The following is a 15,067-nucleotide window of genomic DNA, read 5'->3' on the forward strand; positions in this document are numbered from 1 at the left end:
TACGTTATAGAACTATGAAATTTTTTCGACTTGTAATAAACAAGGCGGTTATCCATACATAGAGTCTTTTCCCAACATATATTATAGGAAGAATTTTTCAGTTGAGGTGTTCCTTATGGATCCATACGTCAATATATGTATTTGCATTACGCCAGGCGCCGATATTTCTAATGATCGTATCGCAAAAGATTTAGCAGTTGCAGAGTCAATTTGGCACCCGATTACATTTCAAATTAAAGAAGTAATTATTTTAAATGAACTTTTTCGTTTTTCTGACCGCGAAATTAGTTATAAAAATTCTATTCAAAGTCAGGAAAAATTAGCATCCTTTTTCCAAACATGTGTAAATGAAGCTCCTGAATGCGACCTTTATATTTGTTATATTGGCAGTGATTATTTCAAAGAAACAGCAGTCATTGCCTGTGCTTACTCTTTAGCGAAACAACAGCAACTTACTGGTTATATCGTTTTAACAAATTCAGCTGCCCCCATGAAAAATATATATACGCTCGCTCACGAAATCGGTCATATTTTATTTACAAGACGTGTTCACGGAAAACTTACTCACGCTGATCCTCATTCCCCAACTGGCTCGGAGCACCATCCTTCTCCAACAAATCTTATGTACCCTATCGTACCTCGTCCTGAAAATGTCCATATTCAATCCCTATTAACGAACGAACAAAAAGCACTCTCTTTACAAAGTGCTTTATTGCAAAGAAAAAAACAGTAACGCTCTTGTTACTGTTTAAAACAATATATTCCAATCAACAAACCAAATTCCGGCTGCAACGGATGCAAATATACAACTAAACATAAATACAATTACTCTAAAAATCTCTATATAATATTTCTTTGGAAATATTTTTTTTGCATATCCAGAGCAGCCCTTTACCTATTAAACCGAAGAACAAAACATAACCTGATGTGTCATCTAATAAAGTATCGAAATAGTCATCGTGTAACTTTTTCGAAAAGGTAGTATATAGCCCAAAAATCGTTAAACCTAAAAATGTAATAGACAATATACCTAGAAATATACTTTGCATATTTGTTCTCCTCTTAATAAAAAATTCAGTTCGTTCGCTATTAATATAAAGCTAGCTTACAGTTTTTTTCTCCTCAATTTTCAAAGACCATCTCATTAATACATATAAACTTCCGTACAGAAGTAACGGCTCTAGCATTCCCCAATATGGGTTGTTCTTCCCTAATTCTTTAAATACAAACATAATGAATAGCGGGACAATAACAGTTAATATCCCAATCCAGCCAAGTATGTATGCTTCCCCAATTAACAGTACTAACAAGATAACTCCAGCTAGTATATAACTTTGTATAGTCGTTAATTGTAATACAGGTGTCCCATACCATTTATTCATAAACATCAATAATATTAGTAATAAAATCGGTAGCAATGCTGCTACATAAATAATGCTAAATTCTTTTATTTTACTCTTAAATGATGACATTTTAAAAGCAAATATAATTCCTACAATCGTAATCATTAAAACAATTGGGTATCCAATTAATTGTACATTCGTTAATGTAAATTCATGATTTGGGCTTTCAAATAAAATATTTGTAAGTAACCAATATCCCCCTATTCCAATTATCATTCCTAAAATAGTCTTTATACTCCCGCCTTTATCCCTCTCCATCTCTTTCGCTAATTCTTCTGCATACTCTTTTGGCGAATCACCAAATATATCACTTACCGTCTTTCCCTCCTTCTCACCTTCTATTAAATGAAGTTCTGCATCTTCTAGAAAAGCATCCACATCTTCTTCTTTCATTCCTTTTGTTATTAAATATACTTTCGTATCAATTAAAAACTTTTCCCCTTCTTTAGAAATCTTCATAATAATCCCTCCTTTATTAAACCGTTTCTCTTCTATTCGTCTTCATCATAATTTCAAGGAAGATTAAAATAAACAAACTTCCGTATAAACATATAATTTGAAATAAAATTGGAACAAGGTCTTCTGATATAAATGTTTTAAACAATAACATAATCGAAAGTGGAATAATTAAATATAAGTTTTTAAACCATCCATTAAAATATATATTTATTGCTACTGTAATGATGAAAATACCACCGGCTAATATATAACTTTGCATTTGGGTGAATATAAACATTTTTGTAGGATAAATCACATCTAATATCGTTACAGCCCCTATTAGAAACATTGGTGCGATTATGACTAAAGACCACATAACAAACCATGTTTTTGTAAAACTTGTTACGAAGGTCATTTTGCGAAGTAGAAAATTAGGACCTATCACAACTAAAATCAATGACAAACTATATCCAACGCACTGAATAAGTGACATCTGTAATAATCCGTTATTCACTATTAGAATAGAAGCCATAATCCAAAACGATACGATATTCATTACTGTAAAACCAATTTGCTTCCACGTTTCCTGTCTATCCCTTTCCATCACTTTTACAAGTTCATTTGCATATTCTTTCGGTGAGCTTCCGAAAATTTCTTCTACACTTTTCCCATCACTCTCACCTTCTATTAAATGAAGTTCTGCGTCTTCGATAAAGCTTTCAATATCGCTTTCTTTCACACTCTTTGCAGTCAAAAACAATCTCATATCTAATAAAAATTTTCGCGCTTCATTTGATAGCATTATTTTCTTCTCCCCTTCCCTTCAAGTAGACGTTCCACACTACTTTGCATCGCTTCCCAGCGATCCATAAATTCATCCAGTGCATCTTCGCCATTTTCTGTTAACGTATAATACTTCCGTTTTGGACCAGTTGGGGATTCTTTCATTACACTTGTTATGAATCCTTCCTTTTGCATTCGTATTAATAACGGATAAATACTTCCTTCACTCGCCATTGTAAAGCCATACTTTGCTAGCTTCTCACTCATTTCATAACCGTATATTTCACCTTCAGAAATAATAGCAAGTAAGCATCCTTCTAAAATCCCTTTCAGCATTTGACTTGTCGACATAATTCAAATCCTCCCACTATCTTGTTTTACAAGATAGATAAGCGTAAGTATCTTGCTTTACAAAATAGTATAGCAGAGACTATTTTGCAAAACAAGATAGCTAACAATATTTTTCCAAATCTTTGCAGGATTTTTATTATCCACTCTCTAAATAGAGCAATATGAGAACTTTATTACGAAGGGATGTTTTTCATCATGGTTACAAATCGAGTTGTTTTTTTAACAGGTGCTGCAAGTGGTATTGGTTATGAAATGGGAAAAGCTTTTGCAAAAGAAGGTGCAAAAGTTGTTATTACCGATCGTCTTGAAGAACGTGCAAAAGAAGCTGCTGAACAACTACAAAAAGAGGGCTTTCAAGCTATCGGCTTAAAATGTGATGTTACATCCGAAGAAGAAATAGAAGCATCCATTTCCCAAACTGTTAATCATTTCGGTTCATTAGACATATTAATTAATAACGCAGGCATGCAACACGTTTCACCAATTGAAGATTTTCCAACCGAAAAGTTTGAGCTACTAATTAAAATTATGCAAATCGCTCCTTTTATCGCCATTAAACATGCCTTTCCGATTATGAAAAAGCAAAAGTATGGCCGAATTATTAATGTCGCTTCCATTAATGGCCTCGTTGGATTTGCAGGGAAATCCGCCTACAATAGCGCGAAACATGGTGTAATTGGATTAACAAAAGTTGCTGCTTTAGAAGGCGCTACGCATGGTATTACTGTAAATGCACTGTGTCCTGGTTATGTCGATACCCCTCTTGTACGTAATCAACTACAAGACTTAGCTACTACACGAAATGTACCACTTGAAAATGTTTTGGAGGAAGTCATTTATCCACTTGTACCGCAAAAACGCTTATTACAAGTACAAGAAATCGCTGATTATGCAATCTTTTTAGCGAGCGAAAAAGCGAAAGGTATAACCGGGCAAGCTGTCGTTATCGATGGTGGTTATACTGCTCAATAAAAAATAAAGTTTGCTCACGAAGAGCAAACTTTATTTTTTATCGCGAGGATCGTCATACTGTAGTAATTGCCGCGGCAACTTTTCTATTGCAACAATTACCCCATCTAATTTGCTTTCAATTCGATGGAGTAAATATAATGTTACAACAATCGGAAACCCTACATTACCTACCATCCTGATCCACTCTTCCATTCTTTTCGCCTCCTTTCATTATATAAATAAGAGAAAAGAATACATTTAGGCATAAAAAAACAAGCTATTATATATTAGCTTGTCTTTCAAATAATAATGCAATTTCTCGTTTATAATCCCCGCGTATAATACCTCGCTCAGTAATAATGCCTGTAATTAATTCGTTTGGCGTTACATCAAATGCTGGATTATAAACAGTAGTTCCAACTGGCGTTACTTGTTTCCCAAAAATTTTCGTAACTTCTGTTTCATCCCTTTCTTCAATAACAATTCCAGCGCCTGTTTGTTTCGTAATATCAAATGTAGATAACGGAGCTGCAACGTAGAACGGGATATCGAAATACTTTGCTAATATAGCTAAATTCATCGTTCCGATTTTATTTGCTGTATCCCCATTTGCGACAATTCGGTCCGCTCCTACAATAATTGCGTTGATTTCTTTCGTTTGAATAGCATGAGCTGCCGTATTATCTGTAATAAGCGTTACATCAATACCTGCCTGTTTTAATTCCCAAGTCGTTAAACGCCCGCCTTGTAAAACTGGTCTCGTTTCACATGCATATGCATGTAAATGTACACCTTTTTCTTTCCCAATATAAAACGGTGCTAGTGCAGTACCATATTTAGCAGTTGCAATACTGCCAGCGTTACAAATTGTTAAAATGTTATCACCGTCTTTAAAGCATGATAATGCATGTTCTCCAATACTCCTGCATACTGCTTCATCTTCTTGCTGAATGAGAAGCGCTTCTTCTTCTAATATTTTTTGTGCTTCTTTTATTGTAGTAATTTCTTGAATAGATTCTCTCATACGATCGATTGCCCAAAATAAATTGACTGCTGTCGGGCGTGACGTTCCCAAATAATTACAATCTCTATTAAACTTCTTTTGAAATTCTTCAATATGTAAAGTAGTATATTTTTTTGCTGCAAGCGCCAAGCCAAATGCAGCTACAATTCCAATTGCCGGTGCTCCTCGTACTTCTAGCATGACAATACTTTTCCATACCTCTTCAATCGTCGTTAATGTTTTATATTCTGTGCTATGCGGCAACTTTGTTTGATTTAATACTGCAATAGCATCCCCTTTCCAACTGACAGACCTCGGAATCGTAACAATTGTACTCATGCTTTTACCCCTCCAGAAACTGTCTGTTGAAATAATGTTCGGAACAGTTGAATATCAGCGTTTTTAGATTCATATTTTATTAGTTCTTTACCTAAGGATAAAGCTTGTTTCTTGGCTTGAATTCTCTTTTCTTTATTTGCTATTTCATCTAAATCAGCTACATGTGCTAAGCCAATTGTTCTTCGGATAAGCTCACATCCAGCAAATCCGACCACATCCGTAAAAATATTTTGCAAAATAATCGGCAACCATTGTTTTTCTTTCGTATATGCTTCTACACCTTCTCCAATCCATAACTTTGTAAAAGTGTCTACGAAATAGCTCCATGTTTTCTCAATATGGAAAAATAGCACACTTCTCTGTTCTTCCTCTCTAGATAGAGCATTTAATAATAGATTTGCAATAAATTGACCAAGATCAAATCCAAATGGGCCATAAGTTGCAAACTCCGGATCAATCACTTTCGTTTCAGAAGGTGATGAAAAAATACTACCAGTATGTAAATCACCATGAATAAGTGCTTCTTTTCTCGTTAAAAACTTATATTTATATTGTGCTACTTTTAATTTTAAAGTTTTATCACTCCACAATTCATCAACCGCTAGTTGTAATTCCGGCTCATAATCATTCGTATCGTAATGGCCAAACGGATCTGTAAACACTAAATCTTCTGTAATCTTGCAGAGATCTGGGTTTACAAATGTACCTTCTAGTCCCCTTTTCTCTTCTGACTGTAAACCGAAATCTGAAGTATAAAATAAAACATTTGCTAGAAAACGACCGATATGTTGGGATAAAAGTGGATATTCTTCTCCATCTATTAATCCTTTTCTTGTAATTGTTAGTCTTGATAAGTCTTCTATTACTGTTACTGCTAACTCTTCATCATGACTGTGCACTACCGGAACATAATCCGGTACATACTTCGCAAAAATTTTCAGTGCCTTGCTTTCAATTGTCGCTCTTTTTATAGATAACGGCCAGCTTTCACCAACTACTTTCGCATATGGCAGTGCCTGTTTTATTATAATAGACTTCTCTCCATCATCTAATTTGAACACGTAATTTAAATTTCCATCTCCAATTTCATGACAAAATACATTTGCTTTCTTTTCAAAATAACCGTGTTCTTTCGCATATTGTATAGCTGTTGTTTCAGTTAATGCATAATATCCCATCGTCTTCTCCCCCTTTTTTATATTCAGAGGTTTTTCTGACGTAGAAAAACCTCTTTCCACTAAGAAAGAGGTTTGAAGTTTATCTTCTCCCCTCTTATCTGCCAGAAAGTTTTACTTTCTGCTGGAATTAGCACCGTGCCTTTTGGCGTAAATAAACGCCCCATTTCACAATGGTATTACGGTCGGTTGCTGGGCTTCATCGGGCCAAATCCCTCCACCTGCTCTTGATAAGAGTTGTATAATTTTTTAGAATTTTTAACTTTATGTTGAAGACTATACCAAGAATAAAAATCACTTGTCAACATTTTATTTGTATAATTCTGGACGTCGATCCGCAAAAACTGGAATTCCTTTGCGTACTTCTTTAATTTTCTCGAATGTAAGCTCTCCAAATAGAATTGCTTCTTCTTCATTTGCTTCTACAACAACTTCGCCCCAAGGATCGACAATTAAAGAATGGCCAGCAAACTCATTATTTGGATCCTTCCCTGCCCTATTACATGCTACAACATAACACTGGTTTTCAACTGCTCTTGCTTGTAATAGCAAACGCCAATGTGCTAAACGAACTAATGGCCATTCAGCTACAACAAATAAAACTTTTGCACCTTTAGCAGTATGAACGCGCATCCACTCCGGAAAACGAATATCATAGCAAATTGTGCCAGCGCACTCTACATCATCTAACTTAAATTCACCAGTACGATTTCCAGCGATTAAATATTTATGTTCATCCATAAGCTGAAATAAATGCACTTTACTATATTCATGGACTAGTTCTCCTTTATTCGTTACAACATACATTGTATTTGTAACACCTTGCTCCGTTTGCTTTGCTATAGAACCACCAACAATATGTACACCATATTGTTTCGACCATTCTATCAACTTTTCTTTCGTTTCCAATCCATCCCTATCTGCAATTTCAGAGAGTCTCGTTAAATCATAACCTGTTGTCCATAGTTCTGGTAAGACGATAACATCTGGTCTTTCCTTCATCGCTTCGCTTATTTTATTTTTAGCATTCTCAATATTTTTTTCTACATCTCCAAAGACAATATCCATCTGAATACATGCGACTTTCATTTTTTCAGCCCCATTCTCATTTTTTTCTTTACAAAATACTGGAAAGATTATATCATTTGTCACTAGAATTGTAACAACTTTCAAAAGAGGTGGAAAGTATGAAATCATTTCAACCTTCTGAGATAGTAACATCATTGCCAACACAATTTTTCGCTTCACTTGTTGCAAAAGTTAACAAAGTCGTTGCAGCTGGTCACGATGTTATTAATCTAGGTCAAGGTAATCCAGATCAACCAACACCGCAGCATATCGTAAAAGCTTTGCAAGATGCTGCTGAAAAGACCATTCATCATAAATATCCGCCATTTCGCGGACACGAAAGCTTAAAAGAAGCTGTAGCAACATTCTATCAACGTGAATACGGCGTAGAATTAAATTCGAAAACTGAAATTGCTATTTTGTTTGGTGGAAAGGCTGGATTAGTAGAATTACCAGTTTGCTTTACAAACCCTGGTGATACGATTCTCGTTCCCGATCCAGGTTATCCAGATTATTTATCAGGTGTCGCTTTAGCAAAAGCAAAATTTGAAACAATGCCACTTATTGCAGAAAATAACTTTTTACCAGATTATGCAAAAATTGATGATTCTATTGCCGAGCGTGCAAAATTAATGTTTTTAAACTATCCAAATAATCCTACAGGTGCTACTGCATCAAAAGATTTTTTTGATGAAACAATTCATTTTGCCAATAAACACAATATATTAGTTGTTCATGATTTTGCTTATGGTGCTATAGGATTCGACGGTCAAAAGCCAGTTAGTTTCTTACAAGCAGACGGTGCCAAAGATACAGGAATCGAAATTTACACATTATCGAAAACTTTTAATATGGCTGGCTGGCGCATCGCTTTTGCTGTAGGGAATGAAAGTGTCATTGAAACCATTAACTTATTACAAGATCATATGTATGTTAGCATCTTCGGTGCAGTTCAAGATGCCGCCCGCGAAGCACTATTAAGTTCACAGTCTTGCGTAATAGACCTTGTAAATAGTTACGAAGCTCGACGAAACGCTCTTATTTCAGCTTGTCACTCAATTGGTTGGAATGTAAACATTCCAACAGGATCATTCTTTGCATGGCTTCCTGTTCCAAAAGGATATACTTCTGAGCAATTTTCTAATATTTTACTAGAAAAAGCACATGTCGCAGTTGCTCCTGGCGTTGGATTTGGTGAGCATGGCGAAGGGTATGTCCGTGTTGGTCTCTTACATACAGAAGATAGGTTAAGAGAAGCCATTCATCGAATTGATAAATTAAATTTTTTCAAAAAGTAATTGACAACATGAAAAATATCTGACAAAATTCAGTTATCTTAAAAATTTAAACATTTCTAAATACTTCTTATCAAGAGCAGGTGGAGGGACGAGCCCGACGAAACCCGGCAACCGATCTACAATTGTAGACACGGTGCTAATTCTCGCAGCATTACGCTGACAGATAAGGAGCTGGTTGTAAAAAAACCTCTCCTTAGCTGAGAGGTTTTTTTATTTAACTAGGAGGTTATAACAATGAGCGGAATTATAGCGACATATTTAATCCATGATGATTCACATAACTTAGAAAAAAAAGCTGAGCAAATTGCACTCGGTTTAACAATTGGCTCTTGGACTCATTTGCCACATTTATTGCAAGAACAATTAAAGCAGCATAAAGGTAACGTCATTCATGTTGAGGAATTAGCTGCACATGAACATACCAATTCGTATTTACGTAAAAAAGTGAAACGCGGAATTATTAAAATCGAATATCCGTTATTAAATTTCAGTCCAGATTTACCAGCAATTTTAACGACTACATTTGGAAAGCTATCACTTGATGGCGAAGTAAAATTAATTGACTTAACTTTTTCAGACGAATTAAAAAAACAGTTTCCTGGTCCAAAATTCGGGATAGATGGTATTCGAAATCTTTTACAAGTACATGATCGTCCCCTTTTAATGAGTATTTTTAAAGGAATGATTGGACGAAATATTGGGTATTTAAAAACGCAATTACGCGATCAAGCAATTGGTGGTGTAGATATCGTAAAAGATGATGAGATATTATTCGAAAATGCATTAACACCACTTACGAAACGCATCGTATCTGGAAAAGAAGTTTTACAATCCGTATATGAAACGTACGGACATAAAACGTTATATGCCGTAAATTTAACAGGACGAACTTTTGATTTAAAAGAAAATGCGAAACGTGCAGTGCAAGCTGGAGCTGATATTCTATTATTTAACGTATTCTCTTACGGACTAGATGTACTACAATCACTTGCAGAAGATGATGAAATCCCGCTTCCTATTATGGCACACCCTGCTGTAAGTGGTGCTTATTCCGCATCCAAGTTATATGGAGTTTCATCTCCATTATTACTCGGAAAGCTACTCCGTTATGCTGGGGCTGACTTTTCATTATTCCCATCTCCATACGGAAGTGTTGCGCTAGAAAAAGAGGAAGCTCTTGCTATCTCAAAATATTTAACTGAAGGCGATTCATTTTTCAAGAAGAGCTTTTCTGTTCCGTCTGCTGGTATTCACCCTGGTTTCGTTCCCTTTATTGTACGAGATTTCGGTAAAGATGTTGTTATTAATGCTGGTGGCGGAATACATGGACATCCAAATGGGGCGCAGGGCGGCGGTAAAGCTTTCCGTGCTGCAATTGATGCTACTTTGCAAAATAAACCACTCCATGAAGTAGATGACATAAATTTGCATAGCGCACTACAAATATGGGGAAATCCCTCTCATGAGGTGAAATTATGAGTATTCAAGTATTTTGTGATTTCGATGGCACGATTACAAATAATGATAACATTATGTCCATTATGGAAAAATTTGCACCACCAGAAGCTGAAGAAGTAAAGAATAGAATTTTATCACAAGAGCTATCTATTCAAGAAGGTGTTTCTCAATTATTTCAATTCATACCTACTAATCTGCACGATGAAATTATTCAATTTTTAATAGAGACTGCTGAAATCCGTAATGGTTTTCATGAATTTATACAATTGGTAAATAAAAATAATATTTCCTTTTATGTTATATCAGGTGGAATGGATTTCTTCGTCTATCCACTCTTACAAGGACTCATTCCGAAAGAGCAAATTTACTGTAATGAAACAGATTTTTCAAATGAATACATTACGGTGAATTGGCCTCATCCTTGTGATCATCATTGTCAAAATCATTGCGGATTATGTAAATCATCACTCATCCGTAAATTAAGTAATACAAATGACTTCCATATTGTAATCGGAGATTCAATTACTGATTTACAAGCTGCGAAACAAGCGGATAAAGTGTTCGCTCGTGACTTCCTTATTACAAAATGTGAAGAAAATCATATTTCTTATACACCATTTGAATCGTTTCACGATATTCAAAACGAATTAAAACATTTGTTGGAGGTGAAATTATGAAACAACTTTTTCGTCAATGGTATGACTTAAGTGAGATAAAAAAAGAATTAACAACACGAAATTGGTTTCCAGCAACGAGTGGTAATATTTCTATAAAGGTTAGTCATGAACCACTCACTTTTCTCATTACAGCAAGTGGTAAAGATAAAACAAAAACGACTCCAGATGATTTTCTATTAGTAGATCATCTAGGGGTTCCCGTATTAGAAACTGAATTACGTCCTTCAGCAGAAACAATCTTGCATACACATATTTATAATAATACGAATGCTGGATGCGTCCTTCATGTTCATACAACCGATAACAATGTTATCACAAATTTATATAGTGATGCAGTCACACTTCAAAATCAAGAAATTATTAAAGCTCTCGATATTTGGGAAGAAGGTGCAACAATAAACATTCCTATTATCGAAAACCATGCCCATATCCCAACGCTTGGAGAAAACTTCCGCAAGCATATACAAGGAGATTCGGGGGCAGTATTAATCCGTAACCATGGTATTACCGTATGGGGCCGAGATAGCTTTGATGCAAAGAAAAGATTAGAAGCTTATGAGTTTTTATTCCAATTTCATATAAAACTATTATCAATTCAAGGAGGCGTTTCTAATGGCGCAAATTCGTATTCATGAAATAAATACTCGCATTGAAAATGAAGTGGAAGTATCAAAATTTCTACAAGAGGAAGGCGTTTTATATGAGAAATGGAATATTTCCAAACTTCCTACTCATTTAAAAGAAAATTACTCATTAACAGATGAAAACAAAGCTGAAATATTAGCTGTGTTTTCAAAAGAAATTGCTGATGTTTCATCACGCCGAGGTTATAAAGCACATGATGTAATTTCACTTTCAAATAGCACACCTAACCTTGACGAACTATTAATTAATTTCCAAAAAGAACACCATCATACTGATGATGAAGTTCGCTTTATTGTTAGTGGTCATGGCATCTTTGCCATTGAAGGAAAAGATGGGACATTCTTTGACGTTGAACTTGAGCCAGGCGATCTCATATCTGTTCCTGAAAATGCAAGACATTATTTTACCTTGCAAGATGATCGTCAAGTTGTAGCTATTCGTATTTTTGTTACAACTGAAGGCTGGGTTCCAATCTATTAAGGTAGTTAGTTGAATAAAAGGCCTTGGACCCCCTTTTCCAACCTTTTATTCACTCTACATATATACATCCTCCTATGGAACAGGCTTATTTCATTTTGAAATAAGCCTGATTTTTTATGGTTCTAACCGTATTATTACTTCTTTTCAGTACAATCTCTCCCTTCAATTTTTCAAGTATATTTATTAAGACTTTTTGAACATTTATTGAACTTTTTTTGAACTTTTTCTGAAAATTCTGTTTTATGTATGATATACTACAATTAACTAAGAAGGAAAAGAAAATCGCAAACAGAGGGGGAGAATCATGAGTTTACTTATCGCACTTATACTAGGGGTTACGTGTGGAGCACTTCCTATTATTCTAGGAGCTATTATGGAAGAGTTAGAAGTTGGTGTTTTAGGTTTTGTTGCATCTTGTGTAAGCGCTTTACTTTTTGGTTTATTCGGTGCTATTCCTGTTTCAATTCTCTGTGCATTTTATATAGTACGCCATGCTCGTACAAAACAATTTGGTCCTAATCACATCGCGCAAGTGATTCCATTCCCAATCGAACGATGCCGCCGGGCTTCTAGCTTATAATTACAAAATTAAAAATAAAAGTCCTCAAATGAGGACTTTTATTTATTTTCTTCTAGAAATTGAAACAATTCTTGTAGATGCAAAGCGTCTTCACTATAGCTAACAGATACATGATATATACCATCAATCTCCGCTTCCATGTAAAGGTCAACTCCATCTCGATCATATTTCAATGCCAAATAAAATTCCATTTCTTCTAGCATCTTTTTTGAAGTTCGAATAACGTAATGCCCTTTCTCATCTCTTCCATATTCGAAATTCGGTTCAAAATCATATTTTTGTTTAAAAGCTTCTTTTTGTTTTTCATTAATTTGTATACATGTTGCTCTTTGTACAGTATCAATCATCTCATCAAATTTTTGAAGATCCATCTCATTTACCCCCTTACGTATTTTTTGTATAACACTTGTGTTCCGCTATTTTCTTCCCCATCTTTTATTAGCTCTTCATACAATTCCTTCGCCAAACTTAAACCTGGTACTTGTAATTGTAATCTTTCAGCCTCATCTAACGCGATCTTCATATCTTTCATAAAATGCTTTACATAAAAACCTGGTTCAAAATCTCCCTTTAACATTCGAGGAGCTAAATTACTTAATGACCAGCTACCTGCTGCTCCCGTTGAAATACTCTCCAATACTTTATCAGGATCTAATCCAGCCTTTTTCGCATAAGCAACAGCTTCACATACTCCAATCATGTTGGAAGCAATCGCAATTTGATTGCACATTTTTGTATGTTGTCCACTTCCAGCAGGCCCTTGCAACTGAATATTTGTTCCTAGTTTTTCAAATAACGGTAAACATCTATCATATATTTCTTTCTCTCCACCGACCATAATTGCGAGTCTTGCTTCTTTCGCACCAACGTCTCCTCCAGATACAGGTGCATCTAACGTATATACATTCTTACTTTTTCCAGTTTCATTAATACGTTTTGCCAATGTTGGTGTAGATGTCGTGAAATCAATTGCGATTGTGCCTTCATTTGCATTCTCCAAAATTCCATCTATCCCAAAGTACACTTCTTCTACATCATGTGGATACCCAACCATAGTCATTACAACATCAACTTGCTTTACTAACTCTTTCGGTGTATCACACCAATTTGCACCATCTTGCACTAAAGAGTCTGTTTTCGATTTTGTTCTATTATATACATATACTGTATGACCGTCTTGCATTAAATGACGCACCATACTTTTTCCCATTACACCAATACCAATGAAACCAATTGATACATTTTTATGTTTCATTTTCTCATCCCCTTTGTTCTAATAAATCACTTACCATCTTTCGGAAATCTTTATTAAAGTCATCATCCATACTATTTTTCACGTTTGAAAATAAAATAACAAAAGTCCCTTTTTCTTTATTAAAATTATTGAAAGTATTCCACCCAGATAGTACACCATGGTTATGAAAATAATCCGGATATATGTAAAAACTAAATGCATATTTTCGTTCTGTTGAAGGTGAAAACATCGCTTGTATACTTTGTTCAGAAAGAAGTTTCCCATTTATAATTGCTTCGTCTAATTTCTTCATATCTCCAACTGTCGTATACATCTCACCACAACCATATAGCCAATCCATGCCTACCTTCTGCGCTGGTACAAGCTCTTGATTTTTTTTCACATAACCCTTTGTGAAATTTTTATCTCCAGGTACCATATTTCCCATACCAGATTCATGCATATCTGCTTTTATAAATATATTTTCTTTTATGTAATCTCCTAAAGGTTTTTTCGATATATGTTCTATTATATAGGCAAGCACCATATAATTATAATCTGTATATCTCCAACCTGTTCCTGCAGGAAATTCTAAATTTTGACGTCCAATCCAATTCATTAACTGTAAACGGGAGGCAGCATTAACATTGCCTTTTGCGTGTTCAGGTAAACCAGAGGTATGCGTTAATAAATGATATAACGTAATATTTTTATTCTCCGGAAATGAAGGAATATATTTATTTACATTATCTTGAATATTTAGCTTCCCTTGATCCTGCAGTTGTAAAATAGATGTAGCCACAACTGTTTTCGTAATAGAACCGATACGATATTTTGTGTGAGGCGTATTTTCTATTTTATTTTGAACATCAGCATACCCATATCCTTTATTCAATATAACATGCTCTTTATCTGTTACCAAAACTGTTCCATTGAATTGCTTTCCGACTAAATATTGATCTAATTTTTGAGATATGCTAGCATAATCAATTTGCTTTTCTTTTTTTTCTTCTTCTATATTCTCTTGTACTTCTGATTCAACAGCAGGATTCACCTTAGTTGTTAATTCTTTACTTTCCTTTATATTAGGATTATAGAGAAAATAGTATACTCCTCCACAAACTACAGCACATATTGAAACTATCATCATTATTTTTTTCATCATATTGTTCCTCCATAATTCC

18 protein-coding genes, 1 pseudogene and 2 riboswitches are annotated in these 15,067 nt (G+C 34.8%); of the genes and pseudogenes, 8 read left to right on the forward strand and 11 right to left on the reverse strand.

All coding sequences use genetic code 11. The features are described from left to right. Positions 1-115 precede the first annotated feature (115 nt). Positions 116-733, forward strand: coding sequence for an ImmA/IrrE family metallo-endopeptidase (locus ACTFRN_RS02805; protein WP_000371624.1), 618 nt, complete (start codon positions 116-118; stop codon positions 731-733). 15 nt (positions 734-748) lie between these two features. On the opposite strand, the pseudogene ACTFRN_RS02810 reads toward ACTFRN_RS02805, so the two are convergent. From ACTFRN_RS02810 to ACTFRN_RS02825, 4 genes and pseudogenes are all read right to left on the reverse strand, one after another. Beyond that, a pseudogene (locus ACTFRN_RS02810) lies at positions 749-1,049 on the reverse strand (DNA-binding protein). A gap of 51 nt (positions 1,050-1,100) precedes the next feature. After that, positions 1,101-1,862, reverse strand: coding sequence for a DUF1129 domain-containing protein (locus ACTFRN_RS02815; RefSeq protein ID WP_074567410.1), 762 nt, complete (start codon positions 1,860-1,862; stop codon positions 1,101-1,103). Positions 1,863-1,878: 16 nt separating this feature from the next. Beyond that, the gene (locus tag ACTFRN_RS02820) at positions 1,879-2,643 is read right to left on the reverse strand and encodes a DUF1129 domain-containing protein (protein ID WP_000950444.1); all 765 of its coding nucleotides are present in this window, start codon (positions 2,641-2,643) and stop codon (positions 1,879-1,881) included. Continuing rightward, on the reverse strand, positions 2,643-2,975 hold the full coding sequence (locus ACTFRN_RS02825; RefSeq protein WP_049112781.1) for a PadR family transcriptional regulator: 333 nt from the start codon (positions 2,973-2,975) through the stop codon (positions 2,643-2,645). Before ACTFRN_RS02825 ends, ACTFRN_RS02820 begins: the two co-directional genes overlap by 1 nt. Before the next feature lie 195 nt (positions 2,976-3,170). On the opposite strand from ACTFRN_RS02825, the gene ACTFRN_RS02830 reads away from it, so the two are divergent. Further along, positions 3,171-3,947 (forward strand): 3-hydroxybutyrate dehydrogenase, encoded by a 777-nt coding sequence (locus ACTFRN_RS02830; RefSeq protein WP_074567411.1) that lies wholly within the window; start codon positions 3,171-3,173, stop codon positions 3,945-3,947. A 30-nt stretch (positions 3,948-3,977) separates the two neighbouring features. Here ACTFRN_RS02830 and ACTFRN_RS02835 read toward each other — a convergent pair whose 3' ends face one another. From ACTFRN_RS02835 to ACTFRN_RS02850, 4 genes are all read right to left on the reverse strand, one after another. Next, the gene (locus tag ACTFRN_RS02835) at positions 3,978-4,139 is read right to left on the reverse strand and encodes a YvrJ family protein (protein WP_000393346.1); all 162 of its coding nucleotides are present in this window, start codon (positions 4,137-4,139) and stop codon (positions 3,978-3,980) included. 67 nt (positions 4,140-4,206) lie between these two features. Then, on the reverse strand, positions 4,207-5,268 hold the full coding sequence (gene mtnA, locus ACTFRN_RS02840) for an S-methyl-5-thioribose-1-phosphate isomerase (RefSeq protein WP_000104586.1): 1,062 nt from the start codon (positions 5,266-5,268) through the stop codon (positions 4,207-4,209). Beyond that, on the reverse strand, positions 5,265-6,446 hold the full coding sequence (mtnK, locus tag ACTFRN_RS02845; protein ID WP_000542619.1) for an S-methyl-5-thioribose kinase: 1,182 nt from the start codon (positions 6,444-6,446) through the stop codon (positions 5,265-5,267). Before mtnK ends, mtnA begins: the two co-directional genes overlap by 4 nt. 91 nt (positions 6,447-6,537) lie before the next feature. Further along, positions 6,538-6,680, reverse strand: a riboswitch (SAM riboswitch). Between the two features lie 72 nt (positions 6,681-6,752). Further along, positions 6,753-7,616 carry a carbon-nitrogen family hydrolase gene (locus ACTFRN_RS02850; protein ID WP_029141189.1) on the reverse strand — a complete coding sequence of 288 codons (864 nt, stop codon included), beginning with the start codon at positions 7,614-7,616 and terminating at the stop codon, positions 6,753-6,755. Between the two features lie 14 nt (positions 7,617-7,630). Here ACTFRN_RS02850 and ACTFRN_RS02855 point away from each other — a divergent pair, with 14 nt between their 5' ends. From ACTFRN_RS02855 to ACTFRN_RS02880, 6 genes are all read left to right on the forward strand, one after another. Further along, on the forward strand, positions 7,631-8,809 hold the full coding sequence (locus tag ACTFRN_RS02855) for a pyridoxal phosphate-dependent aminotransferase (RefSeq protein WP_000834739.1): 1,179 nt from the start codon (positions 7,631-7,633) through the stop codon (positions 8,807-8,809). Positions 8,810-8,873: 64 nt separating this feature from the next. After that, a riboswitch (SAM riboswitch) is annotated at positions 8,874-8,979 on the forward strand. Between the two features lie 64 nt (positions 8,980-9,043). Next, positions 9,044-10,288 (forward strand): 2,3-diketo-5-methylthiopentyl-1-phosphate enolase, encoded by a 1,245-nt coding sequence (gene mtnW, locus ACTFRN_RS02860; protein WP_000014177.1) that lies wholly within the window; start codon positions 9,044-9,046, stop codon positions 10,286-10,288. Beyond that, positions 10,285-10,944, forward strand: coding sequence for a 2-hydroxy-3-keto-5-methylthiopentenyl-1-phosphate phosphatase (mtnX, locus tag ACTFRN_RS02865; RefSeq protein WP_088106428.1), 660 nt, complete (start codon positions 10,285-10,287; stop codon positions 10,942-10,944). Before mtnW ends, mtnX begins: the two co-directional genes overlap by 4 nt. Further along, entirely contained in the window at positions 10,941-11,579 is a 639-nt protein-coding gene (locus ACTFRN_RS02870) for a methylthioribulose 1-phosphate dehydratase (RefSeq protein ID WP_000811331.1), read from the forward strand. Before mtnX ends, ACTFRN_RS02870 begins: the two co-directional genes overlap by 4 nt. Continuing rightward, positions 11,557-12,069 (forward strand): 1,2-dihydroxy-3-keto-5-methylthiopentene dioxygenase, encoded by a 513-nt coding sequence (locus ACTFRN_RS02875; protein WP_000057307.1) that lies wholly within the window; start codon positions 11,557-11,559, stop codon positions 12,067-12,069. Before ACTFRN_RS02870 ends, ACTFRN_RS02875 begins: the two co-directional genes overlap by 23 nt. Before the next feature lie 304 nt (positions 12,070-12,373). Continuing rightward, positions 12,374-12,649, forward strand: coding sequence for a hypothetical protein (locus ACTFRN_RS02880; protein WP_000054670.1), 276 nt, complete (start codon positions 12,374-12,376; stop codon positions 12,647-12,649). Between the two features lie 38 nt (positions 12,650-12,687). Here the strand turns inward: ACTFRN_RS02880 and ACTFRN_RS02885 are convergent, their stop codons facing one another. The 3 genes from ACTFRN_RS02885 to ACTFRN_RS02895 are packed head-to-tail and all read right to left on the reverse strand — an operon-like array spanning position 12,688 to position 15,048. Further along, positions 12,688-13,020 carry a DUF3909 family protein gene (locus tag ACTFRN_RS02885; RefSeq protein ID WP_000365614.1) on the reverse strand — a complete coding sequence of 111 codons (333 nt, stop codon included), beginning with the start codon at positions 13,018-13,020 and terminating at the stop codon, positions 12,688-12,690. Between the two features lie 5 nt (positions 13,021-13,025). Then, the gene (locus ACTFRN_RS02890) at positions 13,026-13,904 is read right to left on the reverse strand and encodes an NAD(P)-dependent oxidoreductase (protein ID WP_000681096.1); all 879 of its coding nucleotides are present in this window, start codon (positions 13,902-13,904) and stop codon (positions 13,026-13,028) included. A gap of 4 nt (positions 13,905-13,908) precedes the next feature. Continuing rightward, positions 13,909-15,048: a serine hydrolase domain-containing protein gene (locus ACTFRN_RS02895; protein ID WP_000976136.1), complete on the reverse strand. Its 1,140-nt coding sequence runs from the start codon at positions 15,046-15,048 to the stop codon at positions 13,909-13,911. Between the last annotated feature and the right edge of the window lie 19 nt (positions 15,049-15,067).

The sequence above is a fragment of the Bacillus cereus group sp. MYBK245-2 genome (genome assembly GCF_051916145.1).
Taxonomy (GTDB): domain Bacteria; phylum Bacillota; class Bacilli; order Bacillales; family Bacillaceae_G; genus Bacillus_A; species Bacillus_A pacificus.